This is a genomic window from Rathayibacter sp. Leaf185, assembly GCF_001423885.1.
Taxonomy (GTDB): domain Bacteria; phylum Actinomycetota; class Actinomycetes; order Actinomycetales; family Microbacteriaceae; genus Rathayibacter.
In genome coordinates, this window is the sequence record NZ_LMPP01000002.1 from 64,902 (window position 1) to 89,640 (window position 24,739).

Here is a 24,739-nt window from a genome sequence, read left to right on the forward strand (position 1 = left end):
CGCTTCTCGGTTCCCTCGTTCTCCTCGACTTCTGGAGCTCTTCGCCATGCCCGCAGCCTGGACCGCCCCGTTCATCACCCCTGTCGCCTCGCACGGCGCCACGGACGAGCCCGCCTCCTACCTTCGACGCGAGTTCGCGATCGAGCAGGCGCCGGTCCGCGCGACACTGCGGGTCTCGGCGATCGGCCTGATCGAACCCCACCTCAACGGTGAGGTCATCGGAGACGAGGTGCTCGCGCCGGGGTGGACGTCCTACCGTCACCGACTCGTCGTGAGCAGCCACGACGTGACCGACCGCCTCACCATCGGAGCGAACACGATCGGGCTCGCCCTCGGAGAGGGCTGGGCGCTCGGACGCCTGGGCTGGGAGGACAAGCGCAACCACTACTCGGACCGCCCCGCCGCATGGGTGCAGCTCGAGCTCGAGAACACCGACGGCTCCGTCCACGTGATCGATGGCAGCGACGGCTTCCGGGCCGGCCGCGGTGGCGTGCTCGCGAACAGCATCTACGACGGCGAGGTCTTCGACGCTCGACTCGAACCCACCGGATGGGACCGTCCCGGCTTCGACGACTCCGGCTGGGGAGAGGTCGAGACGTTCGACTGGCCACGGGATGCGCTGGTCGAACCGATCGCTCCGCCCATCCGGCGCACCGAGGAAGTCGCTCCGGTCGAGATCCTGACCACCCCCGCCGGCAAGACGGTCGTGGACTTCGGCCAGAACCTCTCCGGCTGGGTGCGGCTGACCGTCTCCGGGCAGCCAGGGGCGACCATCACCCTCCGGCACGCGGAGGTGATGACCGGGGGAGAGATCGACCTCGAAACCCTCCGGACCGCAGCGGGAACCGACCGGTACACCCTCCGCGGAGCAGGCACGGAGACGTGGGAGCCGCGCTTCACGTTTCATGGCTTCCGCTACGTCGAGATCGACGGGTGGCCAGGGCAGCTGACCCCGGACGCGGTCCGGGCGATCGTCGTCCACTCGGACATGCCGCGCACCGGCTGGCTCGAGACCTCGGAGCCACTGCTGAACCAGCTGCACTCCAACGCGGTCTGGTCGATGCGCGACAACTTCGTCGGAGTGCCCACCGACTGCCCCCAGCGCGACGAGCGCCTGGGCTGGACCGGCGACATCAACGCCTTCGCCCCCACCGCCGCGTTCCTCTTCGACGTCCGCGGCGTGCTCGGCTCCTGGCTGCGCGACCTCGCCGCCGAGCAGAAGGAGAAGGGCTTCGTACCGTGGGTCGTGCCGGACGTGCTCTCCACTCCGTCCTCGCCGACCGCGCTCTGGAGCGACGTGGCCGTCAGCCTCCCCTGGGCGCTCTACCGCGAATACGGAGACACCGGCATCCTCGCCAACGCCTACGACTCGATGACGGCGTTCATCCGCCAGGTCGCCGAGCTCCTCGACGAGCGCGGGCTCTGGAGCACCGGCTTCCAGTACGGAGACTGGCTCGACCCCGACGCTCCCGACGACAACCCCGCCGGCGGCAAGACCGATCGGCACCTCGTCGCGGCCGCCTACCTCTGCCGCACCACCCGCGAGATGGCCGACACCGCTCGCCTCCTGGACCGTTTCGACGACCTCGCCGAATTCGACGCCCTCGCGCGCCGCGTGAGAGCCGCGTTCCTCGACGAGTACGTCACGCCCCGTGGACGCGTGGTCAACGAGACAGCGACCGCCTACGCCCTCGCGATCACCTTCGACATCCTCGATGAGGCGCAGAAGCAGCACGCCGGTGACCGGCTCGCCACCATCGTCGCGAAGGCCGGCTTCCACATCTCCACCGGATTCGCCGGCACACCGCTCGTGAGCGACGCCCTCTCCTCCACCGGGCACCTCGACGAGGCGTATCTGATGCTCCTCGAGACCGGCTGCCCGTCCTTCCTCTATCCCGTCACGATGGGAGCCACGACGATCTGGGAACGGTGGGACTCCGTCCGACCCGACGGGAGCATCAACCCCTCCGGAATGACCTCGCTCAACCACTACGCGCTCGGCGCGGTCGTCGACTGGATGCACCGCACGATCGGCGGACTCTCCGCCCTCGACGCCGGCTACCGTTCCATGCGCATCGCCCCCCAGCCCGGGAAGAAGCTCACCAGCGCCTCCCTGCGGCACACGACCGTCCACGGAGACGTGCACGTGCGCTGGAGCATCACCGGATCCCAGGTCGACGTCTCCGTGAGCATCCCGGAGGGAACGACCGCCGAAGTCGTCCTGCCGAAGCACCCCGACGCGCTGACGATCACCGTCGACGCCGGCGAGCACGACTGGAGCTACGAGATCGAAGTGTCCGCGAGCGCCGCGGTCTACGATCTCGGCTCCACTCTCGGAACCCTGGCCGCCGATCCGAACGCCTGGCGCCTGTTCACCGACGTGTTCGGCAGCTACTACCCCGGAGTGCCGCTGGACGGCGCCGCCCCCGAGGCTGCCGCGATGTCCGTCGCCACGATGCTCGAGTACATCCCCGGAGTGTCCAACGAGTTCCGCACCGACCTCGTCACCGCCCTCACCGCCGCATCCACCGGAGCCCCCGCATGAACATCGACATCAGCACCCTGACCCTCGAGCAGAAGGCCTCGCTCCTCTCCGGCCACGACTTCTGGTCGACGACCGCGATCGAGGACGCCGGCATCCCCTCGCTCGTCCTCACCGACGGCCCGCACGGCATCCGCCGTCAAGCAGGCGACGCCGACCACCTCGGTATCAACGACGCTCTGCCATCGACGTGCTTCCCGCCGGCCGTCGCCGTCGGCTCCAGCTGGGACCCGGAGATCGCGGCGCAGGTGGGCGCCGCCGTCGGCCGTGAGGCGCTCGCTCTGGGTGTCGCCGTCGTGCTCGGCCCCGGGGTGAACATCAAGCGCTCACCGCTGTGCGGGCGCAACTTCGAGTACTACTCCGAGGACCCCCTGCTCTCCGGCGTCCTCGGCGCGGCCCACGTGAAGGCCATGCAGGACGTCGGGCCCGGCGCCTCCGTGAAGCACTTCGCCGCGAACAACCAGGAGCACGAGCGGATGCGCATCAGCGCCGACGTCGACGAGCGCACCCTCCGCGAGATCTACCTCCCCGCGTTCGAACGAGTCGTCACCGAAGCCGCGCCCGCCACCGTCATGTGCTCCTACAACAAGATCAACGGGGTCTACGCCTCCCACAACCGATGGCTCCTCACCGAGGTGCTCCGCGACGAGTGGGGGTTCCAGGGCGCTGTCGTCTCCGACTGGGGAGCGGTCAGCGACCGCGTCGCCGGCGTCGAGGCCGGAATGGACCTCGAGATGCCCGGCAGCGCAGGAGTCACCGAGCAGCAGATCATCGATGCCGTCCGCAGCGGCGAGCTCGACGAGAGCCTCGTCGACGCGTCCGTCGCCCGAGTACTCGCTCTCACCGACCTCCCGCAGACCGCCACCGGCGATATCGACGTCGACGCGCACCACGCCCTCGCACGCACCCTCGCCGCGGACTCGGTCGTCCTCCTCAAGAACGACGGCGACCTGCTCCCGCTGGCAGGCCCGTCCCGGCTCGCGGTCATCGGCTCCTTCGCCACCACGCCCCGCTTCCAGGGCGGCGGCAGCTCCCACATCACTCCCACCCGCACCGATGCCCCGCTCGACAGCATCCGTCATCTCGCTCTCGAGCGCGGAATCACCGTCGAGCACGCCGAGGGCTTCCTCGTGACGGAGGACCCCGATGCCGCAGCCCGGCGCTCGCTCGCCGTCGACGTCGCCGGCCGCTGCGACGCCGCGATCGTCTTCGTCGGGCTCGGCGACCGTGAGGAGTCCGAGGGCTTCGATCGGGACACGCTCTCCCTCCCCGAACCGCAACTCGCGGTGATCAGGGAGGTCGCGGAGGTCGCGCCCCGAACGGTCGTCGTCCTCTCCAACGGCGGAGTCGTCTCGCTCGAGGGCTGGCACGACGAGGTCGAGGCGATCCTCGAGGGCTGGCTGCTCGGGCAAGCCGGAGGATCCGCTCTGGCGGACATCCTCTTCGGGATCGTCAACCCGTCCGGCCACCTCGCCGAGACCATCCCGCTGCGGCTGCAGGACAACCCGAGCTGGAACAACTTCCCGGGCGAGCAGGGACACGTCCGCTACGGCGAAGGCGTCATGGTCGGCTACCGCCACTACGAGACCGCCCACACCCCCGTCCGCTACCCCTTCGGCCACGGACTCAGCTACACCAGCTTCGCCGCGTCCGACCTGCAGGTCGCTGCGACCGGCGCCGACACCGCCTCGGTGCGCCTGACCGTGACGAACACGGGAGAGGTCTTCGGGAAGCACGTCGTCCAGCTCTACGTCGCCACCGCCGCCGGTCCCGTCCGCCGACCCTCGCGCGAGCTGCGCGCCTTCACGAAGATCGCACTCGAGCCGGGAGAGTCGCAGACCGTCCAGTTCACGCTCGAGCGTCGCGCCTTCGCCTACTGGGACATCGAGCTCTCCCAGTGGGTCGTCCCGGCCGGCGACTACACCGTGCAGATCGGCGACTCCGTCGCGAGCATCAGCACCGAGGCGACCATCGCTCTCACCGGCGACGTCCTCCTCCGCCCGCTCACGATGGACTCGACCGTCGGCGACTGGTTCGGTCACCCGACCGTCGGACCGGCGCTGATGGAGGGCCTCTCGGCCGGCATGAGCGAGGATCAGCGTCAGCACGCGCAGGAGAACCCGAACGATCTGAAGATGGTCGAATCGATGCCCATGCAGCAGTTCCTCGCCTTCACCGGCGGCGCTTTCCCCCAGGACGCCCTCGAGCAGCTCATGGCGCTGAGCGCCATCGAGCCCGCAACGGCAGAGGGGTGGGCGAGTCCTCCTCCTCGCTGACCGGTCCTGTGACGGACACCGTCCAGGACCGGCCGGCTGTCTCCGCCGTCCGCTCGAACCGACGGCCCCTCACCCTCGAACGAAGGGACCATCGGCTGAAGGCCAGCTGCACGGTCTGCACATCCACGATCCGGCGTCGGGGACTCGAAACCGCTCCCGGACTTCTGCAGAGGCCCCCGGCGTCACTCCTCCGGATCGACCACGAGCCCGACGCCGCCGCCGCGCCGAACGGGCTCGGCGACAGCGGTCATGAGCCCGGACGGGTCGACCTCGATCGCGGCCACCGCCCCGATCTCGGCGGCCGAGGTGAAGGTGTCGCCGGAGGGCGTCAGCTCCTGCCCGAAGGGGGCGAGGTCGTCGGCGTAGGCGTCGATGAACCCGGGCTCGGCCGAGGTCGACGCGGTGTTGCGCTGGGAGGCGCGGGGCGCGGCCACCGCCTCCGGCAGCGTCATGCCGAGGTCGATGCGGTTGACCAGGGTCTGCAGCACCGTCGTGATGATCGTCGCGCCTCCCGGCGAACCGACGACGAACTTCACCTCGCCGTCCTCGAGCACGATCGTCGGCGACATCGACGACCGCGGGCGCTTGCCGGGCTCGATCCGGTTCGGGTCGGTGTCGACGTACTCGGCCGAGAAGTCGGTGAGCTCGTTGTTGAGCAGGAATCCGCGCCCGGGGACGGTCATCGCCGAGCCTCCTGTCTGCTCGATCGTCAGCGTGTAGGAGGCGGCGTTGCCCCACTTGTCGACGACGGAGAGGTGGGTGGTCGAGATGTTCTCGGTGTCGGGCTGCTCCTCCCGGACGGCGGTCGAGCATCCGGATCCGTCGAGCGCCCCGGCGGCGACCGGTCGCACGGACGCCGTCGTCGGGTCGATCGTGCAGTCCCGCGAGTCCGCGAACTCCTGGCTGAGGAGCGTCTCGGTGGGCACGTCGACGAAGGCCGGGTCGCCGACGTAGGCGCCCCGATCGGCGAAGGCGCGGGCGGACGCCTCGAGGTAGAGGTGCAGGGCGCTGCCGGTCCCCTCCGCAGCGAGGTCGTGGTTCTCGAGGATGTTCAGCGCCTCGCCGACCGCGATCCCGCCCGAGGAGGAGGGCGCCATGCCGTAGACGTCGAGTCCGCGGTACGAGACGTGGGTGGGCGCCTGCTCGAGCACCGAGTAGGCGGCGAGGTCGGCCTCGGTGAGCGAGCCGGCCGGAGCGGGGAGGTCCGAGTCGGCGACGATCCGCGGGTTCTGCACCGTGTCGGCGATCTCGGCGGCCAGAGGGCCGTCGTAGAACGCGCTCGGTCCGTGGAGCGCGATGCCGGCCAGCGTCTTCGCGAGATCGGGGTTGCGGAACGTGCTGCCGACCCGGGGGGCGTCACCGCCGGGGAGGAACAGCTCGGCCGTGTCGGGGAACGCCTGGAACCGCTCGAGATTGTCGAGCGTCTGGTTGCGGAAGGTCTCGTCGACCGGGAAGCCCGCCGCGGCGAGTGCGATGGACGGTGCCAGCACGACTCCGAGCGGCAGGGTGCCGAAGCGGTCGACCGCCGCATCCCAGGTCGCGACCGTGCCGGGGACCCCGACCGCGACACCCGACGACACGAGATCGGGGGTGAACGGATACGGCGCACCCGTCGCCGGGTCGATGAACGCGTCGGAGGTGATGCCGGCGGGGGCTGTCTCGCGCCCGTCGATGGTGCTCACCTCGCCGGTGGCGGCGTCGAAGTAGACGAAGTACCCGCCGCCGCCGATGCCGGCGCTGTAGGGCTCGGTCACGCCGAGAGCGGAGGCGGTCGCGATCGCGGCGTCCGCGGCGTTGCCTCCGCGCTTCAGCACCTCGAGGCCCACTCGGCTCGCATAGGCGTCGACCGACGAGACTGCGCCGCCGTATCCGACAGAAGTCGAGGGTGAGACGACCGGGCCGCCGAGCGCACTGCGGATGTCCGCGGGCGAGAGGTTCGGGAACCCGGGGATCGGCCTGTCGAGAGCGGCGGCGGGCGCAGCCCCCGCCGCTGTCAGAGAGACGACCGCGACCAGCGCGAGCGCGATCCGTCGGAGTCCGGATGTCGGGGCCATGGCGTTCCTCCGTCGGAACTCGGTGCAGCGGGCGGTGCGGTTCCCCCAACCTAGGGGGGCATCGGTGCCGCGTGCCAGCGGGAAGGGCGTCGGGTGCGTCGGCTGCGTGCTCCGGGCGACACCGGCCGTGCCGTCATCGCAGTCGGTCGGACAGGGTCGAGAGGTCGTCTACCGCGAGATCGAAGCTGTCGTGTGGGGAAGGATGCTCGGCCCCCGGGCGGGCGACGTAGGCGGTGCGGAATCCGTGCTCGGCGGCGGCTCGCAGGTCCCAGGGATGCGCCGCGACGAACAGTGTGCGACCGGGATCCAGGTCGAGGGCGTCGATCGCGTGCCGGTACGCGGCCGGCGCCGGTTTGAAGGTCTGCACGGCGGCCGTCGAGAGCGCGACGTCCCAGCTGATGGCGTTGCGCTGCGAGAGCCGCGCGAGGGAGTCGAGATCGCCGTTGCTCACTCCTGCGACGAGGCGATCCGAGCGCAGGGCCGCCGTCGCCTCGGCGACGTCGGGCCAGGCCGGGTAGGTCCGCTCCAGGAGCGACACCTCGGCCAGCACCTCGGGCGTCGGGATCCCGCCCGACCCCGTGACCGCGTCGCGCGCCGCCTCGACCACGAGTCGCCGGTGCGGCTGCCACGGTGCACGGCCGTCGACGACGGCGCCCATGCGCTCCTCGAGCAGGCCCGCCCACGTCCGGTGCAGCGCCGCGGAGTCGCGGATGCCCGCCGACGCCGAGAGGCGGGCTGCCGCGCTCGCCCAGGCGGAGTCCTCGTCCACGAGAGTCCCGATGACATCGAAGACGATGGCGTCGATGCGGGAGGGCTGGAACGTGGTCGTCGTCATGGGATCAGTCGAGCAGACGCGCCCGGCGACGACAAGCCGTCCCGACGGGCTCCGAACCGGCAAGATGGCAGCGTCAGAGGGGGACCGATGAATGCTTCTGTTCTGCGCGGTTCAGCCGTGCTGGCGGTGATGATCATGCTGTCCGGATGCGCGCCCACCTTCGCCGCCGAGAACAGCGAGGTCGCGTGTGCGGACTGGGTCCCGTACGACTCGGTCGACGAGGCGGCCGACGGAGCCGAGCTCGTCGTGCGCGCCGAGCTCGAGCCGACCGACACGACGGTGACGATGCACGGCGAGCCGGCCTCGCTCCATCGTGCGACCGTCACCGAAGTCTTCCGAGGCGACGCGGCGGTCGGCGACGTGCTCGATGTGGTGTCGACTCCCGCGAGCTGCACGACAGGCGCGCCCTACCCGGACGGCGATCCGATGCTGCGGGACGAGGCGACCCTCGTGCTCCGTCCCGGAACTCCCGCGTGGGGGAGCGCCGACTTCCTCCAGACGATCACTCCATACTCCGGAGTCTGGGACGAGCGACCGACCGCGGAGTGACGGGAGGGCTGCCATCGCGGTCGGCGGAGGCGTGTCCGCCGGCTCACCCGGTCCCGGCTCGATGGGATCATGGCGCACATGCATCTCTCCGAGTCCGGCGACCGAGACGGTGCTCCGGTGCTGCTCCTGCACGGTGGGGGAGTGGCCGGCTGGATGTGGACGGAGCTGCGGAAGGTCCTCGAGGCGGACCACCTGGTCCTCGTCCCGGATCTGCCCGGACACGGCGGGAGTGCCGATGAGGACTACCGTTCGCACTCGTCCACGGTGGACGTCCTCGCCACCGTGCTGCGCCGCAGCGCCCGAGGTCCGGCCGCCGTGATCGGCTTCTCGCTGGGTGCTCAGCTGGCGATGCGGCTCGCGTCGGAACACCCGGATCTCGTCGGACGCGTCATGATCGTCAGCGCCCAGGCGCGCCCCCTCCCCTTCGCACGAGCGACCCTGCTCCTGCTCGGGCTCGCGGCGCCGCTGTCACGCCGCCGCTGGTTCGCCCGGCTCCAGGCTCGCGAGCTCTTCATCCCCGACGAGTCGATGGAGGACTACATCCGGACGAGCGCCCGTATCTCAAGGCGCACGCTGCTCGAGGCCGTGGGGGAGAACCTCCGCTTCGAGATCCCGGCCGGATGGTCGGACGTCACCGGCGACGCGCTCGTCATGGCCGGTAGCAGGGAGCGCTCCGTGATGAGGAGATCGGCCGCCGCGATCCACGAGGCGCTGCCGGGCAGCATCCTCGAGATCATCGATGGCGGCGGCCACGGCATCCCTCTGCAGCGCCCGGAGTGGTTCGCCGCCCGCGTCGCGAGGTGGCTCTCAGCCGACGGATCCCCCGGCTGAGCGCCTCGCCGCCGGCCCCGACCGGTCAGAAGGGGTCGGATCCGCCCTCGTCGTTCCACCGGTCGATGTCCTTCTCGGCCCGCGCAGCCGCGGCCGGGCTCCGCCAGGCGGTGGTGGCGGCGTCGGCCCACGCCGTCGTCGAGGTGGGGTCGGTGTCGTAGGACTGCCAGAACCGGGTCTCGCGAGCGGTCTCCTCGTGGAGGAGTGTGAGCTGGCCGGATGTCGCGGAGATCGGGAACGGCGTCGTCGCGCCGCTGCGGGCTCTCCCCCTGGCTGGAGCAGGGGTCGTGCTGATGAGTGCACCCATGTCCGGACTGTACGCCTCCGTGGGCGCTCGAGACCGGATCGGCCGGGATCGGGTGCTGTGCGCTCGATCGGCAGGACTGCGGAGGTGGCCTCTCCACAAGAGGGCGTAGTCTCGCCACCACTCGACCACGGCACTCATGGCCCGGACGCGCTCTCCCGCTCCCCGCCCTGCGCCCCCGCAGCAGACGATCACCTACCGGTACCGCCGACAGCATCGAGGCCGCGAGCCGGTCCGGGCGTCGGCGACGTCAGAGCCGCCGCGCCTGCGACGGCGGGAACGAGGACACCGTGAAGACCATGACCTGCCGCGATCTCGGGGGCCCCTGCGGCCTCGAGCTCCAGGGCGCGAGCGCCGACGACGTCATCAAGGCCCAGGACCGGCATCTGCGAGCGCCGACGACGTCATCAAGGCCCAGGACCGGCATCTGCGAGAGGCGGTCAAGGCCGGCGATGAGGCGCACATCCCCGCGCGCGAGGACATGAAGGGGCGCTGGAGGCACCCAAGAAGTCCCTCGACTGGTACAACGGCGTCAAGCGCGCCTACGCCGAGCTGCCCGCGACCTGATCGGCGAGCGGGGTCGCGCCTCAGCGCGTCGGCACCGCGGACGCGGAGGCCTGCGCTCGCACGCGCCGGAGCGCGTCGTCGCGTTCTGCCGGCTCGAGTCGGGCCGGGCCGTACGTGATGACGGGCGGCAGGACGTCGTACCCGACGAACTCGAGCATCCCGCGGTGGATGTGGAAGAGGAACGTCTGCATGTCGCCGTAGCCCTCGGCTGCGCCGGGGGAGAAAGCGGGCTCGCCTCCTCCGGTGGTGAGGAGCAGCATCGCCTGCTTGCCGCGCAGGCCGCCGTCGGCGAAGACGCCGTGCTCGCCGCCGAAGGCCGCGCCCATCACGAAGACGCGGTCGATCCAGCCCTTCAGGATCGCCGGCATCGAGAACCACCAGAGCGGGAACGAGAGCACCAGCAGGTCTGCTCGCAGCAGCAGGTCGAGGTGCGCCTGGACGGGGTTACCGAGCGTCCTGCCGATCACGGCGTCCCGCTGCTCGGCCTGCGGCTTGAAGTAGCCGGAGGTGCCGAACTGGTCGCGGTGCAGTACCGGATCCCAGCCGTCGGCGTAGAGGTCGATCCGCTGGACCTCGAGCCCGTCGCGATGCAGCTGCTCTTCGACGGCGTTCGCCTGGGCCGAGGAGAAGGAGGCCGGTTCGGGGTGGGCGTGGACGATCAGAGCACGGCGCGGGGCAGCGCGGAGGCAGGTGTCGGTCATCCGCCAATCATATCGAGATTTTGCGATATGTAGCTAGATCGTCGACTGGAGGCGCTTCAGCAGTGCGTCGACGTCGGAGTCGTTGCGCCGGTAGTGCGTGTACTTCCCCACTCGCGTGGAGCACACGAGGCCTGCACGCTCCAGCGATCCCATGTAGGCCGAGATGGTCGACTGCGCGAGCCCCGTCTTCGCGGCGAGGTGGGTGACGCAGACCCCGAACTCGGAGCGGTCCGCGATGGGCTCGTACTCGCTGAAGGAGGCCTCGGGGGAGCGCAGCCACTCCATGATCTGCAGTCGGGTGGGATTGCCGAGCGCCTTCAGTACCTCGACGAGCTGCATGTCCACCGTTCCATTCTCCTCTCGGCTCGGCTCGGCTCGGCTCGGTTCGGCATCGTGCCGCTGCCGAGGATCAGGACGCGGTGTAGTACCCGGCTTCGAGGTCCTCGAGCAGGGTGGGGCCGGTCGGGGTCCAGTCGAGGAGGCGACGGGTGGCGGTGCTCGAGGCGGGCTGGTCGCCGCCGAGCAGTGCGCCGAACACGCCGAGTCGCTCCGGGTCGACGGAGGCGGCGGGCAGCCCGGTCTTCCGCGCGATGACCTCGGCGACCGCGCGCAGCGCGACGCCCTCCTCGCCGACGGCGTGCAGCACCGATCCCGCAGGAGCCTTCTCGAGGGCGAGGCGGACGAGGCGGGCGGCGTCGCTGAGGTGCACGGCGGGCCAGCGGTTCTGCCCGTCGCCGACGTACGCCGCGGTGCCGAGCCGACGGTCCAGGTCGACGAGCATCGTGATGAGGCCGTTCCTGTCGTGCTGCCCGTGGACCGTGCGAGGCATCCGCACGAGACCGGAGCGGATGCCTCTGGTCGAGAGCGCCAGCACGGCCGCGGCCGTTCGGGAGCGCACCCCGGCGGGTCCCTCCGGGTCGAGCTCGTCCTGCTCGGTCGCCGTCCCGCCGAGGTCGGTGGGGGTTCCGGAGGCGGCGAAGAACGCTGTGCCGGTCCCCTCCAGCGCCGCGCCGATCGCCTCGATCAGGCGCACCTCGTTCTCGACCGTCTCGTCGAACGCCGCGAAGTCGAGGGTGAACGCGAGGTGAGCGGTCGCGTCGGCGCGCAGGGCCTCCGAGACCAGCAGGGTGTGGTCGGACATGTCGCCCCTGACGGGAGTGACCCCGATCGCGCGGACCTTCTGGGCCGACGTGTCGGAGCGGACGAGGCCTCGCACCTCGTGACCGGCCGCGAGGAGCTCCCGGGAGAGGGCCGTTCCGATCCAGCCGGATGCTCCGGTGATGAAGACGCGCATGGTGTGGTCCCTTCGACAGGTGATGTGACTGAGTAACATCACCATACCTCTGATGGGACACGGTCACATCACTTAGGCTGACGACATGGGTCGATGGGAACCGGATGCGCGCGGCCGGCTCCTGCGCGCCGCCATCGAGCTCTTCGCCGAACGCGGCTACGACGCCACGACCGCTGCGCAGATCGCCGAGCGCGCCGGCCTCACCAAGACGACGCTCTTCCGGTACTTCGCCGACAAGCGCGAGATCGTCTTCCAGGGCGAGGAGAAGCTGGCCGCCCTGGCGACGGAGGGTGTCGCGCACGCTCCGGTCGACGCGGCCGCGTTCGACATCCTCCGGGCGGGGCTCCAAGCGCTCTGCGACCCCGAGACCGGTCCGCAGCAGGAGATCGGCCGCGCGCTCGAGCCGATCCTCGGCACCAGCGCCGAGCTGCGCGAGCGGGCCGGCACCAAGCGCTCGACCCTCACGCGGGCGCTGCAGGAGGCGCTCGCCGTCCGCCTCGGCGACCCCCGCCTGGCCGGCCTGCTCGCCGACACCGGCATGCGCGCCTACTACGAGGGCTTCGGCACGTGGCTCGCCTCGGCCGACGACGTGCTCCTGGTCGACGTCGTCGATGCGGAGCTCTCCGCCTACTGGAGCGCGCTCCTCCGAGCGGCGGCGGAGGTCGATCCCGCCGGATGACACGGGAGGCGGTGAGCTGTTCCGTCTCAGCGGTGGGCGAGGAGGGCCCGTGCCGCGTGGGTGACCAGCTCGCGGTCGGTGGTGAGGGCGAAGTCGTACGCGCCTTCTGCATGCCTGTCGGCGTCGACCTCGCGGGCGGTGAGGGCCGCGGCATGGTCGGCGGTGAACACGATCACGTCCCACTCGGCTGCGAGCCGGTCGTCGCGGTCGATCCTCCGATGGAGCGCTCGGGCAGGCAGGCCCGGAGTGCCGCCGACCGTGAACACGGTGAGCAGGCAGCCGCTGTCGGCGAGGCGCTCGTAGCGCCGCCGCGTCGCCGGCGTCACGTTCGAGTCGTGCTGGAACGTCGCGAGGAGCACGGCGCTGTCGCCGCCCGAGTGGGCGCGCTCCTCGAGGAAGGTGCTCACCTGCAGCAGGAGTGCGCGATCCCCTCGCCGGGCCGGGAGGGCTGCGCTGACGATCTCGAACGGGGTCGCCGCGCGAGCGGAGGACGCCGCCGCCGAGCGCGCGATCCGGGCCCGCCACTCGAGTCGTTCAGCGGGGCTGGTGTCGACCCGCGAGGCCGCCTCCGCCGACCCGGGACGGCCGTAGTGCCAGCCCTGCCCGAGGGTGGCGCCGAGGGCGCGCGCGGTCAGCTCGTGCCGCTCGGTCTCGATGCCCTCGGCGAGCACGACGGTCTCGTTGCGGCCGGCGTAGTCGGCGACCGCCGTCATGATGCGGGCGGCGTGCACGTCCGGCCGCTGGCGGATGAGGCCCATGTCGAGCTTGATCACATCGGGAGCGATCAGCGGCAGCAGCGCGAGCGTCGCGGGCTCCGCGCCGAGGTCGTCGACGGCGATGGCGTGTCCGTGCTCGCGCAGCCGCTCGACGGCGGAGAGCAGCCGGCCGGTGTCCTGCGCGAGCGCCCGCTCGGTGATCTCGATCGTGAGCGGCAGCCCGCTCGTGAGACCGGAGGGCAACCGCTCGCGCCAGAGCGTCGGCGGCTCCACGTTGACGAACAGCTCGTGCGCGTCCCGGCCGCCGAGGCCGTCCGCGGCCCTGACCGCGCGGGTGATGCACTGGTCGTCCACGGTCTCGACGGCCCCACGACGGTAGGCGTCCTCGAATGCGGAGTCGGGGGAGACCGGGCCGGCAGCATTCGCGAAGCGCGAGAGCGCCTCGTGCGCCACGACCCGGCCCGACGCGAGATCCACGATGGGCTGGAAATGCGTGTCCACGACATCGACCCACCCGACAACCATTGGACAAGTATCGGTCAAGGCTCCGAGCCGGTGAGAGCGTTTCCACTGACCGCACCAAGGCCGACGACGAAGAAGGCGGCTCACCGATCTCCTGAGCGCCGTCTGCAGGGCGCCCCGTAGCCTCGTGGGGTGCAGCGGAGCCGCCGCGCACGAAGTCACGAGGAGTCACCATGCACGTCGTCGTCATCGGCGGAAGCGGCCACATCGGCTCCTTCCTGATCCCCCGCCTCGTCCGCGCCGGACACGAGGTCACGACCATCACCCGAGGCACCAGCACCGCTTACACCGCCGGTCCGGAGTGGGATCAGGTGCGCCGGGTCATCGCCGACCGGGAGCAGGAGGACGAGGACGGGATCTTCGCGGCCCGCGTCCGCGACCTCCGACCGGACACCGTCATCGACCTGGTGTGCTTCACCCTCGACTCGGCTCGAGCACTCGTCGAGGGCCTCCGCGGGCACGTCGGCCACCTGATCAGCTGCGGATCGGTCTGGCGGTACGGACCGACACTGAAGCTCCCGATCCGGGAGGGCGAGGGGACGCCCGCGATCGACGACTACGGCACGCAGAAGGAGGCGATCGCCCTCTACCTCAAGGCTGAGACGGCCGCGGGAGGGCTCAGCACCACGACGCTGCACCCCGGTCACATCAGCGGACCCGGCTGGGCACCGATCGGACCGCTCGGCAATCTCGACCCCGCCGTCTGGAGCGCCCTGTCCGTCGGGGAGACGCTGCGCATCCCCGGATCCGGCGCCGAGTCGATGCATCACGTGCACGCCGACGACGTCGCGCAGGCGTTCGAGCTCGCGACGGCTCGGCGGGACGCCGCGGCGGGGGAGGACTTCCACGTCGTCGCCCCCTCCGCTCTCACGGTCCGGGGGTTCGCGCAGATCGCCGCGGGCTGGTTCGGGCAGGAGGCCGTGCTCGAGAGCGTCGGGTGGGAGGAGTTCCGCCGAGGCACGAGCGATGATCACGCCGCCGCGAGCTGGGGCCATCTCCACCGCAGCCAGTACTTCTCCATCGAGAAGGCCGTGACGCTCCTGGGATACGCGCCGCGCTACGAACCCGAGGCGGCCGTCCTCGAGGCCGTCCTGGTCATGCTCGAGCGCGGAGAGCTGACGGTCCCGGGTGAGCTCGCGGCGCGACTCCGCTAGACAGTCGCGCACCGCCCTGTGTCGATCGGGCACCGGTTCTCGCTCCGCGACGCTCGTGCGCGAGTGTCCCGTCTGCTCGGCCGTTAGGTGCGCGGCGATCGGAGCATCTCCGTGCAGCTGCGCGACCGGCTCCTCCAGCTGCGTCGCTGACGGTCGCGGCGACCTCCGAGGAGCGCTCGGCGAACTCGGCAGAGACGACGCGGACGTAGCATCGCTGCTGTGCACGACGAGCCCTGCCTGATCGAGACCACCGCCGGAGACGCGCGGGCCACGACGCTGTTCGCCCTCCAGGAGGCGGAACTCCTGCGGCGCTACGGGGGAGAGGACACCGGGCACAGGCCGCCCCCGGACGCGCCGACCCTCCTGCTCCGCGTCGGCGGCGAGCCGGTCGGCTGCGTCGCCCTGTCGATCGATGGCCGGGTCGCCGAGATCAAGCGGATGTTCGTCGCCGAGCCGGCTCGGGGACGCGGTCTCAGCCGCGTCCTCCTCACCGGGGTCGAGAACCTGGCTCGGCGAGACGGAGTGGAGGTGCTGCGCCTGGTCACCGGCACAGAGCAGCCCGAGGCGATGGCGCTCTACAGCAGCTCCGGCTACGCCCCGATCCCGGGCTTCGGCTACTGGAGCGACGAGCCCGACGCCCGGTTCTTCGAGAAGCGGCTGCGGCCGGCAGCCGAGAGCGCCCCTCCCGATGAACTGACATGACGTCGGTTATCGGGGAATGCCAGAAGCGGAATGCACAGAGCGAGCTTGGCGGCCTCGACCCATAGGACGCGATGAAGTGTTTCCGCCAGCAGCCCGCCACAGGCCGCCCTCAGCAGCTGGGCGGCAGTCTCCGCTGCGGCGTCCACCACGACAGGACCGTTCCGCTGGTGGCGACGGGTCTCTCTGGTTCAGTACTCGATCGGGAGGCGGTCGTGGTCGCGGAAGAACTCCGAGGCCGGGTGATCGGAGTCGCAAGATTCGGCGGTCATCGCCTGCCGCAGGGAGACGACCCTGCTCGCATGACTCCGCGACGCGCCTGCTCTGGGATGTCCTCTGGGCCCCGGCTAAATCCGATCATCGGTACCTCTTTCTTCACCGTCCTCTTGGCTCGGCCAGCCGGGACGGACGAAGGCGACGGACCGCGCGAATGATTCCAGCCGACGGGCCTGCTCGCTGGCCGGTGGTGGCGAGGCGGATTCCTGCCACGACGTGGCGAGGGCGATCATGCCGCCCATCGTGAAGACGACACCGTCATCCGTAGAGGAGAAGGGGATGCTGCTGGTCTCCGTGAAGGCTCCGTGGCGCATCCACGAGGAGAAGGCTGCTGCGAGGACGAGGGCGAATCGATCGGTACGTGGGAGTGAGCGCAGCTTCCGGAAGAACAGGCGGTCCTCGTGCATCCGCGCCAGGAACGGTTCGATCCCGCGCTCGGCGACTACGGCGATGAGCTCCTGCTCTCCGTTGTCCATCACCGGTGAGCCGGCGGGTCGGACGCCCTCCAGGAGTCGGTGGTAGATGACGTCGATCATGAGCGCACCGACGTCCCGGTAGTGATTGTGCAGCACCTGCCGACTGAGACCTGCGCGGGCGGCGACGGCGCTCATCGTGATGACCTCGCCCTCCTCCGCCTCCCAGACCAGCTGGGTCATCGCGTCGATCAGAGCGGCGCGGGTGCGGAGGACCCGGGGATCGGTGCGAGCGGATCGCCGCGGCTCAGGAGTCGTCGGCGCGTCCTTCGTCGGAGTCATGACCCCATCCTCGCAGACTCTGCTCTATTGTGTACAGTCGTCAACAACACACCATATGTAAAGGAGTTGAGATGACTGAATTCGACGGTGCCGGCCCGCAGTCCGCATCCCGTCCCGACCACGCGCGCCTCGCCGAGACGGTAGCGGGTGGGCCGCTGACGTCGGAGGGGCCAGGGTCCGTCCACCGGTACCGCAGCCTCGTCCTCGGTGCGGTCGGAGTGCTGCTGCTCGCGATGGCCATGCTGATGGGCTACTCCGGTGCCTTCTCCCAGCCGCAGTTGAACAATGTCGAGTTGGCCGTGGCCGGGGACGCCTCGTCGATCGTGGCGCTCGAGCAGCAAGCGGCATTCGAGCTCACCATCGTGGCGTCCGATGCAGATGCGCAGCAGCTGGTGCGGGATCGGGAAGTGGACGGCGCAGTCGTCCTGCCCGCCGCGGGTCAGGGCGGCACCGTCACGACGTACATCGCCAGTGGCAGCGGGCGGAGTCAGGCGCTGGCGATCGCCGCCGCAGGCACGACCATCGCGCAGAACCTCGGTGCCACGGACACGACGACCGATCTCGCCCCGCTTCCCGAGAAGGATCCGGGGGGAACCCTCGAGTTCTACGCCGTCCTCTTCGTCACCCTCGGGGCGTCACTGGGCTCGACCCTCTTCGGCCGCATCCTGGGAACGGTCGACACGGCGACCCGCTTCGTCGAGCGCAGCATCGTGCTCGTCGCCTACAGCGCCGCCCTCGCGGGCCTCGTGACCCTCTGGATCGCGAAGGGCCTGGAAGGCGTCACCGTCGACCCGTGGGCGGTCATGGCGACCTTGACCCTCACCGCGCTCGCGGTGGGCGGAGCGGTCACCGGAGTCGCCGCCGTCGGCGGGACCATCGCGGCGCTGGCCGTCACCGTCCTGCTCGTCGTCCTCGGGAATCCGTCCACGGGCGGACCGCTCGGGATCCACCTCCTCAACGACTTCTACCAGTCCCTGTACTACGTCTTCCCCCAGGGTGACGGTCTCGAGATCATCCGCTCGATCCAGTACTTCGACGGCGCAGCGGTGGCCGGGCCCGTCGCCCGCCTCGCGGTGTGGGCGACGTGCGGCATCCTCCTGACCCTGGCCGCCATGCTCCTGCGGAGCCGCCGCGAGGCGAAAGCCTCGAGGAGCCACCGCTCGACTCCCGCAGCCCAGCACTTCGCGCAGATCGACCCGCAGGTCGCGAGGGCGACTCCGCAGGCTGCACTCGCAGGACCCGCTGCACGTCACGGCGGGGCGGGCGACGTTCTGACGGAGCCGGTCGCGGGCTGACGTGCGGGCTAGGGCCCGCGAGGACGTGAATGATCCTCGCTCGCCCGAGTCCGGGAACCGCGGATCAGGCGTTGTAGGCGACGTAGTGCAGCTCGGCCCGGTCGCGCTCGCTGTAGAGATCGAGGTAGGACTTCGCGATGACATCGGCCGCGGCGTCGGGGTGGCCGCCGTTGATGAGGGCGGAGATCGCGACGTGGGCGACGTGGACGCCCTGGGACTCGAGTGCGTCGTGGAGGTTGAGTGTCCAGTTCCGCAGGCCCGCGGCGGCGATGCCGATGTTCGCGTAGGCCGCATTGGGGGTGATGGAGCCGCCGCCGGTGGTGACGAGGATCGTGCCGCTGCCGGCGGCGATCATATCCGGGAGGACCTCGCCGATGGCGCGGAGAGCCCCGCCGAGGTAGAAGTCGATCTGCGGCTGCAGGTTCTCGGACGTGACCTCGAGGACGGCGGCCGGGGCGAGCGAGACGTCGGCGGGGGAGAACTCGAGCACGTCGATCGGGCCGAGCTCGGCCTTCACCGCCTGGAGTGCCGCGGTCACCGTCTCGGGCCGGGCGATGTCGGCGGCGTATCCCTTCGCGCGGATCCCCTCGTCGGCGAGGAGAGCCGCCAGGCCGTCGAGCTTCTCCTGGTTGCGGGAGAGGAGGGCGACCGTGAAGCCGGTGCGGCCGAAGACGCGGGCGATCTCGAGGCCCAGGCCGGGGCCGGCGCCGATGATGGTGAGGAGTGGCATGAGTGATCCTGACGTCGGGTGCGCTGGTGCGCAGGCGGTGGCCGCTAAGTTGAGTGCGGCCTCACAATCACCGTAGACCTAAGTTGAGGCATGGCTCAAGAAACACGGGAGAACCGCATGGTCGAGCAGAAGGCCCTTCGACGGGATGCGCGCGAGAACATCGAGAAGCTGCACACCGCCGCCCTCGAGATCTTCAGCGCCCGCGGCCTCGACGCGCCGCTCGAGGACATCGCCCGCCGCGCGGGCGTGAGCATCGGCACCCTCTACAACCGCATCGGCTCCCGCGAGGCCCTCATCGACTCCGTGATCCCTGCGGTCGCCGGCGCCAAGCTGAAGGATCTCACCCAGCGCGCCCTCGCGGAGCACTCCTCGCGCGAGCGTCTGGAGCGATTCGTGTCGGGGATGATCGACCTCCAGCTGGAGGACCCGGCACTGAACGACGCGATGCTGCGCCGCTTCCCCGACGCGACCGCACTCATCAACGCCTGCACCGGCTCCATCGAACTCGGCCGCGACCTCGTCAAGGCCGCACACCGCGACGGCTCACTCTCGACGGACTTCACCCATGACGACCTCATGGCCATCCTCTGGATGGCCGGTACGACCAGCCGCGAGCCCCATGCGCCGCCGGGCTGGCGCCGTGTCCTCGACCGCAGCCTCGCCGGAGCCTGGACCACGTCGCGTCCGTGAGTGGTGGGGCGGCCGTTCAATGGTGCCCAGGATCAGCGGAGGCGCCGCGGCTCCCCGCGGCGCCTCTTCCCGGTGCGTTCCGTCCTATTCCACCAAGCGGGGGAAGAGCTCTTCCGCGGCGGAGCGGTCTATCTCTCCCAGCCGGTCCGCGTCAGGGCCGTCGTAGGTCGCCAGCCAGTGGTCGAAACGAGCTCGCCACTCCGGGTGCGCATACGGGAAATCGCTGCCGTAGAAGACGTGGCCCGGCTCCGCGAACGCCAGGAGCGACGGCAACGAGGTGGGGGACGAGGACAGGGCGGTGTCGAAGTAGAACCTGCGCAAGCCCGCCTGAATGCTCTCGGGCGTGGTGCCGGGGTTGAACATCGCTGCTGCGCCGAACCGGCTCGCAGCGTAGGGCAGGAAACCGCCGGCATGGGAGAGGATCACCCGCAGGTCCGGGTGCCTGTCGAACACCCCGTGTGCGACGAGGTCGACGGCCGTGCGCGTGGTGTCGAACGGGAAGTCCAGCAGCGCAGTGGGTAGTCCGGGGAGTTGCGCGATCGGCGGTGCGGTCGGATGCACGAACACGACGGCAGAGCGCGCGGCGAGCTCCGTCCACAACGGTTCGTATGCGGGATCGCCGAGGTAGTGTCCGTGCGCGTTCGAGAACAGGAGCACGCCGTCGGCGTGGAGCTCGTCGAGCGCTCGCACCGCTTCCGCGACGGCCCCGTCGAAATCAGGCAGGGGAAGTACCGCGAAGTGACCAAAGCGGTCCGGCCGCTCCCTGACGAGCTCGGCCTGGTAGTCGTTCAATTCTCGCGCGAGCTCACGGGCCGCAGCATCGTCGCCGAAGTGGACGCCCGGCGCGCTCACCGACAGCATTCCCGTCTCGATACCGGCCTCGTCCATCATCGCGATCGCCGCTCCAGGATCCCACTCCGGCATCAGCCAGCCGCCGACGGTTCGCGGACCCTGCCGCGCCGCCGTCCCGCCGCTCAGATCCCACGGATTCCACTGCGCCGTCCCACCGGCGACGGCCTGTGATTGCCCCGACATCAGACTTCCCGCAGCCGCCAACGCCTCGAAGTACCGAGGCGGAAGCAGGTGCTGGTGAACATCGATCTTGCCCGGCATCTCGTTGACCTCCGACTGTTCGCATCACCTGCCATAGCCGTACCGAGAAGCAGAACGGTTCATTAACAGGTGTCCAGTACATGACGAAAGTACATCAGTGGTCGCGTTGCGGCGAAGATTTTCCGCGTAGCTGAGACCGAGCATTGAGCCGCCTGCCAAGACTTCAACGAAACGCATGTCACCCCGAGATGGGGCCCCGATTCTGCAATGGCCACGGGTGGTTCCTCTGCCACAAGAAAGATTGCTCTCGCGGGGCTGCAGTGGGCCCGCGGACCGACGCGGTTCGAGCTGAGCGCCGGCGCTCGGACCGCGGCTAGCTCGCTGCCGGGTCCGGCACCGCTCCGATCTGCGTGAGGATCGCCAGCAGGTCGGGCATGCCCCGTTCGCCGACGACCAGGCCGTCGTGGAAGCGGTAGAGGTTCACGGCCGTGGCGACGACGGCGGTGCCGGTCGCCGGCACGCCGAAGAACGGTCCGTCGTGGGTGCCGCGCAGCGTGAAGCGTGCGGCGACGGCGTCGCCCTCGACGATCGTCTCCTCGAGGGTCCACTGGATGTCGGAGAAGCCGCCGCGCATCATTCCGAGGACCTGCTCGTACCCGGCGAGCCCCTGCAGGGCGCTGTCGCTGAAGGGGACGTGGAACAGCGCTTCCGGCGAGATGATCGACGCGCCGATCGCGGGATCGTCGCTGTTGATGTACTCGACGAACGTCTGCATGCGGGACTGGATGGTGTCGGTCATGCCACTGAGTATTACATGGCAATAAATTCTATGGCATATTCATCCTATGGGATCGATCGCTGCGGACTTCAGGGCTCTCGTGCAGTTCGAGACGGACGTATGGAACCAGGTGGAGCGGCGATTGCGGGCTGTGGACGGGGCCGTGTCGCTCGGTCGTCACCGCATCCTCGAGCTCGCCGCCACCGACAGGGCGACGACGCGCGTGCAGGACGTCTCCGACGACCTCCTCATCACCGTCGGCGCCGCCAGCAGGCTGATCGACCGGCTCGAAGCTGACGGCCTCGTCGAGCGCACCCCGCATCCGAGTGATCGGCGCGGATCGATCCTCCTGCCCACCGAAGCCGGCCGGCGTGCGCTCGCGATCACGACACCCGCGATCGACGACGCCCTCGAGGGCATCCTCGGCGCCGACGGCGCAGCGGCTCTCGCGACTGTCGCCGCTCTGCTCCCGGCGGCGTCCGACGAGAAGGAGGCTTCACGATGACCACCACGATGCGCGCCATCGTTCTCGAGCAGTTCGGCGGACCCGAAGTCCTGCAGGTGCGAGACGTGTCGATCCCGGTCCCGGTCATCGGCCAGGTGCTGGTCCGGGTCGAGGCGTTCGGCCTGAACCGCTCCGAGCTGTACTTCCGGCGCGGGATGGGCTCGTTCGGCTCCCTACCGCGCATCCCGGGGATCGAGGCGACCGGCACGGTGGTCCAGGCTCCCGGCGGCGAGTTCGAGCCGGGGCAGCAGGTTGCAGCGCTCATGGGCGGGATGGGTCGCACCATCGACGGCGGCTACGCCCAATACACCCTCGTCCCGGCGACCAGCGTCGTCCCCTTCACCAGCACCCTCGACTGGGCGACCCTCGGCGCGATCCCCGAGATGCTGCAGACCGCCCACGGATCCCTCACCACCGGCATCGACGCCCGGCCCGGCGACACGATCCTCATCCGCGGCGGCACCTCCTCCGTCGGACTGGCCCTCGCGGTCCTCGCGAAGCAGCGCGGCATGACCGTCTTCTCGACGACCCGCTCGGCCGCGAAAGCCGCCGCGCTCGAGCAGGTCGGCGTCGACCGCGTCTTCCTCGATGCGGGCGCCGTCGCCGACGACGTGCGGGCCGCGGCACCCGGGGGAGTCGACGGCGCCGTGGAGCTCGTCGGCACGGACACCCTCCGCGACACCCTGCGCGCGACCCGCGTGCACGGCACGGTCTGCTTCACCGGCATGCTCTCCGACGTCTGGACCGTCCCCGACTTCTACCCGATCGACTTCCTTCTCAACGGCGTGCGCCTCACCGCCTACTCCGGCGAGGCGAGCGATCTGCCCGCCGCCGTGCTGCAGGAGTTCATCGACGCCGTGCAGGCCGGTACCGCGACCGTCCCGATCGGCGCGATCTACGCCCTCGAGGACATCGCGGACGCCCACCGCGCCATGGAGACCGGCACCGTCACAGGGAAGCTCGTCGTCACCACCCGCTGACCGCCCCCACCGACCACTCACCCGACCCGCCGATCACGGAGGCTTCGCCATGCCCGTCCCCACCCGCCACGCCGCGCGCCTCGCCGCTGCGGCCGCCGCTCTGCTCGTCCTCGCCGGCTGCACCTCCACCGCCGACCCCCTCGCGGACCCCGCGGACACCGACGCCGGCGGCGACACCATCGTCATCGGATCGCAGGACTACTACTCCAACGAGATCATCGCCGAGATCTACGCCCAGGCCCTCGAGGCCGCCGACTACACCGTCGACCGGCAGTTCCGGATCGGTCAGCGCGAGGTGTACGTCGCCGAGATCGAGGACGGAACGATCGACCTCCTCCCCGAGTACACCGGCCCACTCCTCACCTACTGGGACCCTCGGACCACGGCCCGGCTCGAAGACGACGTCTATCCAGCCCTCCAGGCCGCGACACCCGAGGGACTCCGCGTGCTCGACGCCTCACCGGCCACCGACCAGGACACCTACGTCGTGACGAAGACGTACTCCGACGAGTACGGCATCACCTCCGTCGGCGACCTCGCGAAGGCACCCACCCCCGTCACCCTCGGCGGACCCGCCGAAGGCCAGATCCGCCCCAACGGACCCACCGGACTCCGCGACACCTACGGCATCGACGTCGACTACACCGTCATCGAGGACGGCGGCGGTCCCGTCACCGTCGACGCCCTGCAGAACGGAACGATCGACCTCGCCGTCCTCTACACCGCCTCACCCACCGTCGCCGACGACACCCTCGTGCAACTCGACGACCCCGCCGGCCTCCTGCTCTCCTCCCACGTCGTCCCCGTGGCGAGCGAGAAGGTCGACGCGGACGCCGCCGCGATCATCGACTCGATCAGTGCCACACTCACCCCCGAAGGGCTCCTCCAGCTCAACACCCGCAGCGTCACCGAGCAGGTGCCGGCCGCGACCATCGCCCACGACTGGCTCGCCGAGACCTCGCTCGACTAGGAGAGACCTCGAGCCCCCAGCACCCGGAGCCGTCAGCGTCCGACTTCAGCCAGGGCCCGCTCGGCGGCGTCCACGGAAGGCGACGGTCCGGCCGCCCAGAAGGCGCAGCCGCGGCACGATCCGGTAGACGACGAACGGCACCACGACGTCAGCGGATACCCGCCCGGCGCAGGTCGTCGGCCAGGCCCCAGGCGTGCTGTCGCACGATAGCCGCGACGCGGTCGAGCTCGGTGGCGCTGGCCTCTGCCAGAGGGATCGAGCAGCTGATCGCGTCCGTCGCGGGGATGCGGTAGGGGACCACGGCGCTGATGCACGACACTCCGAGGGTGTTCTCCTCGCGCTCGATCGAGTATCCGCGAGCCCGGGTCTCCTCCAGCTGCTCCGCCAGGTGGACGGCATCGGTCACCGTATTGGCTGTCAGGGCGGGCAGTCGGCCGGGGGGCAGCACACCTGAGACCTCGTCCGGGCTGAGCTCGGCGAGCAGCGCCTTCCCAAGCGCGGTGGCATGGGCGGGTAGCTGGCGGCCGACGCGCGAGGTCAGGCGGTGCGATTCGCTCGCCTCGCGGGTGGCGAGGTAGATGACATTGGGACCCTGCAACCGCGCGTAGTGCGCGGTGTACCCCGATGCGTCCCGGATGAGCTCGAGGGTTCTCGACGCCCGCTGAACCGCTCCGTCGCGGTCGAGGTAGGAGGTGCCGACGACCAGCGCCCGGTATCCGATCTCGACACCCGAGCCGTCATCGGTGAACTGGATCCAGCCCGCGTCGGCCATGGTGTGCAGCAGCTGGTGCAGGCTCGACCGGGGGTAGCCCGTCTGACGGTGCAGGTCGGTGACGGAGATCGGCGCGCGGGCCTTCCCGAGGGTCTCGAGAATCGTCAGGGTGCGCTCGGCCGATTTCACCGTGCGCACCGGACCCGCACCGAGGTCGGCAGTGTCGGGGGCGACCTTCAGTTCGCGTGGCCCCGCATCGACCTCGATCATTC

General features: G+C 70.3%; 24 protein-coding genes. 12 read left to right on the forward strand and 12 right to left on the reverse strand.

The features are described from left to right. The first annotated feature begins 46 nt into the window (after positions 1–46). A complete protein-coding gene (locus tag ASG06_RS07530) occupies positions 47–2,545 on the forward strand; it encodes an alpha-L-rhamnosidase (RefSeq protein ID WP_056040681.1) in 2,499 nt (832 codons plus the stop codon). Then, positions 2,542–4,818 carry a glycoside hydrolase family 3 C-terminal domain-containing protein gene (locus ASG06_RS07535; protein ID WP_056040683.1) on the forward strand — a complete coding sequence of 759 codons (2,277 nt, stop codon included), beginning with the start codon at positions 2,542–2,544 and terminating at the stop codon, positions 4,816–4,818. The genes ASG06_RS07530 and ASG06_RS07535 overlap by 4 nt, the downstream gene beginning before the upstream one ends. A 182-nt stretch (positions 4,819–5,000) precedes the next feature. Here ASG06_RS07535 and ggt read toward each other — a convergent pair whose 3' ends face one another. Beyond that, positions 5,001–6,872: a gamma-glutamyltransferase gene (ggt, locus tag ASG06_RS07540; protein WP_056040685.1), complete on the reverse strand. Its 1,872-nt coding sequence runs from the start codon at positions 6,870–6,872 to the stop codon at positions 5,001–5,003. A gap of 133 nt (positions 6,873–7,005) precedes the next feature. Then, positions 7,006–7,707: a haloacid dehalogenase type II gene (locus ASG06_RS07545; RefSeq protein ID WP_056040687.1), complete on the reverse strand. Its 702-nt coding sequence runs from the start codon at positions 7,705–7,707 to the stop codon at positions 7,006–7,008. 87 nt (positions 7,708–7,794) lie between these two features. Between ASG06_RS07545 and ASG06_RS07550 the strand changes: the two genes are divergently transcribed. Together ASG06_RS07550 and ASG06_RS07555 are read left to right on the forward strand one after the other, a co-directional pair. Then, positions 7,795–8,256, forward strand: coding sequence for a hypothetical protein (locus ASG06_RS07550; protein WP_156465923.1), 462 nt, complete (start codon positions 7,795–7,797; stop codon positions 8,254–8,256). A gap of 78 nt (positions 8,257–8,334) precedes the next feature. Next, positions 8,335–9,087, forward strand: a complete 753-nt coding sequence (locus ASG06_RS07555; protein ID WP_056042412.1) for an alpha/beta fold hydrolase — start codon at positions 8,335–8,337, stop codon at positions 9,085–9,087. A 25-nt stretch (positions 9,088–9,112) separates the two neighbouring features. Here ASG06_RS07555 and ASG06_RS07560 read toward each other — a convergent pair whose 3' ends face one another. From ASG06_RS07560 to ASG06_RS07580, 4 genes are all read right to left on the reverse strand, one after another. Continuing rightward, entirely contained in the window at positions 9,113–9,394 is a 282-nt protein-coding gene (locus ASG06_RS07560) for a hypothetical protein (protein ID WP_056040691.1), read from the reverse strand. Between the two features lie 584 nt (positions 9,395–9,978). Continuing rightward, the gene (locus ASG06_RS07570; protein WP_056040695.1) at positions 9,979–10,659 is read right to left on the reverse strand and encodes an NAD(P)H-dependent oxidoreductase; all 681 of its coding nucleotides are present in this window, start codon (positions 10,657–10,659) and stop codon (positions 9,979–9,981) included. A gap of 33 nt (positions 10,660–10,692) precedes the next feature. After that, the gene (locus ASG06_RS07575; protein ID WP_197409391.1) at positions 10,693–11,004 is read right to left on the reverse strand and encodes an ArsR/SmtB family transcription factor; all 312 of its coding nucleotides are present in this window, start codon (positions 11,002–11,004) and stop codon (positions 10,693–10,695) included. 64 nt (positions 11,005–11,068) lie between these two features. Further along, on the reverse strand, positions 11,069–11,953 hold the full coding sequence (locus ASG06_RS07580) for an SDR family oxidoreductase (protein ID WP_056040697.1): 885 nt from the start codon (positions 11,951–11,953) through the stop codon (positions 11,069–11,071). Between the two features lie 85 nt (positions 11,954–12,038). On the opposite strand from ASG06_RS07580, the gene ASG06_RS20215 reads away from it, so the two are divergent. Then, a complete protein-coding gene (locus ASG06_RS20215; protein ID WP_056040699.1) occupies positions 12,039–12,632 on the forward strand; it encodes a TetR/AcrR family transcriptional regulator in 594 nt (197 codons plus the stop codon). Positions 12,633–12,658: 26 nt separating this feature from the next. Here the strand turns inward: ASG06_RS20215 and ASG06_RS07590 are convergent, their stop codons facing one another. Continuing rightward, positions 12,659–13,849 carry a sensor domain-containing phosphodiesterase gene (locus tag ASG06_RS07590; RefSeq protein WP_162239015.1) on the reverse strand — a complete coding sequence of 397 codons (1,191 nt, stop codon included), beginning with the start codon at positions 13,847–13,849 and terminating at the stop codon, positions 12,659–12,661. Positions 13,850–14,043: 194 nt separating this feature from the next. Between ASG06_RS07590 and ASG06_RS07595 the strand changes: the two genes are divergently transcribed. Both ASG06_RS07595 and ASG06_RS07600 read left to right on the forward strand, forming a co-directional pair. After that, positions 14,044–15,024: an NAD-dependent epimerase/dehydratase family protein gene (locus tag ASG06_RS07595; protein WP_056040703.1), complete on the forward strand. Its 981-nt coding sequence runs from the start codon at positions 14,044–14,046 to the stop codon at positions 15,022–15,024. Positions 15,025–15,243: 219 nt separating this feature from the next. Beyond that, positions 15,244–15,726: a GNAT family N-acetyltransferase gene (locus tag ASG06_RS07600; protein WP_197409392.1), complete on the forward strand. Its 483-nt coding sequence runs from the start codon at positions 15,244–15,246 to the stop codon at positions 15,724–15,726. 344 nt (positions 15,727–16,070) lie between these two features. On the opposite strand, the gene ASG06_RS07605 is transcribed toward ASG06_RS07600, so the two are convergent. Further along, the gene (locus ASG06_RS07605; protein WP_056040705.1) at positions 16,071–16,754 is read right to left on the reverse strand and encodes a TetR/AcrR family transcriptional regulator; all 684 of its coding nucleotides are present in this window, start codon (positions 16,752–16,754) and stop codon (positions 16,071–16,073) included. Positions 16,755–16,825: 71 nt separating this feature from the next. Between ASG06_RS07605 and ASG06_RS07610 the strand changes: the two genes are divergently transcribed. Beyond that, a complete protein-coding gene (locus ASG06_RS07610) occupies positions 16,826–18,049 on the forward strand; it encodes a hypothetical protein (protein ID WP_056040706.1) in 1,224 nt (407 codons plus the stop codon). A gap of 64 nt (positions 18,050–18,113) precedes the next feature. On the opposite strand, the gene ASG06_RS07615 is transcribed toward ASG06_RS07610, so the two are convergent. After that, the gene (locus ASG06_RS07615; RefSeq protein ID WP_056040708.1) at positions 18,114–18,779 is read right to left on the reverse strand and encodes an SDR family NAD(P)-dependent oxidoreductase; all 666 of its coding nucleotides are present in this window, start codon (positions 18,777–18,779) and stop codon (positions 18,114–18,116) included. A gap of 117 nt (positions 18,780–18,896) precedes the next feature. On the opposite strand from ASG06_RS07615, the gene ASG06_RS07620 reads away from it, so the two are divergent. Then, positions 18,897–19,469 carry a TetR/AcrR family transcriptional regulator gene (locus ASG06_RS07620; protein WP_056040710.1) on the forward strand — a complete coding sequence of 191 codons (573 nt, stop codon included), beginning with the start codon at positions 18,897–18,899 and terminating at the stop codon, positions 19,467–19,469. A gap of 84 nt (positions 19,470–19,553) precedes the next feature. On the opposite strand, the gene ASG06_RS07625 is transcribed toward ASG06_RS07620, so the two are convergent. Beyond that, on the reverse strand, positions 19,554–20,582 hold the full coding sequence (locus ASG06_RS07625; RefSeq protein ID WP_056040712.1) for an amidohydrolase family protein: 1,029 nt from the start codon (positions 20,580–20,582) through the stop codon (positions 19,554–19,556). A 313-nt stretch (positions 20,583–20,895) separates the two neighbouring features. Continuing rightward, positions 20,896–21,321: an ester cyclase gene (locus ASG06_RS07630; RefSeq protein ID WP_056040714.1), complete on the reverse strand. Its 426-nt coding sequence runs from the start codon at positions 21,319–21,321 to the stop codon at positions 20,896–20,898. A 46-nt stretch (positions 21,322–21,367) separates the two neighbouring features. On the opposite strand from ASG06_RS07630, the gene ASG06_RS07635 reads away from it, so the two are divergent. From ASG06_RS07635 to ASG06_RS07645, 3 genes are read left to right on the forward strand one after another with little or no spacing between them, the layout of a single operon-like run. Next, complete coding sequence (locus tag ASG06_RS07635) at positions 21,368–21,805, forward strand: MarR family winged helix-turn-helix transcriptional regulator (protein ID WP_082499053.1); 438 nt, start codon at positions 21,368–21,370, stop codon at positions 21,803–21,805. Next, positions 21,802–22,785, forward strand: coding sequence for a zinc-binding dehydrogenase (locus ASG06_RS07640; RefSeq protein WP_056040718.1), 984 nt, complete (start codon positions 21,802–21,804; stop codon positions 22,783–22,785). The genes ASG06_RS07635 and ASG06_RS07640 overlap by 4 nt, the downstream gene beginning before the upstream one ends. Before the next feature lie 49 nt (positions 22,786–22,834). Next, the gene (locus ASG06_RS07645) at positions 22,835–23,755 is read left to right on the forward strand and encodes an ABC transporter substrate-binding protein (protein ID WP_056040720.1); all 921 of its coding nucleotides are present in this window, start codon (positions 22,835–22,837) and stop codon (positions 23,753–23,755) included. A 148-nt stretch (positions 23,756–23,903) separates the two neighbouring features. On the opposite strand, the gene ASG06_RS07650 is transcribed toward ASG06_RS07645, so the two are convergent. Further along, entirely contained in the window at positions 23,904–24,737 is an 834-nt protein-coding gene (locus ASG06_RS07650) for an IclR family transcriptional regulator (RefSeq protein WP_056040722.1), read from the reverse strand. Between the last annotated feature and the right edge of the window lie 2 nt (positions 24,738–24,739).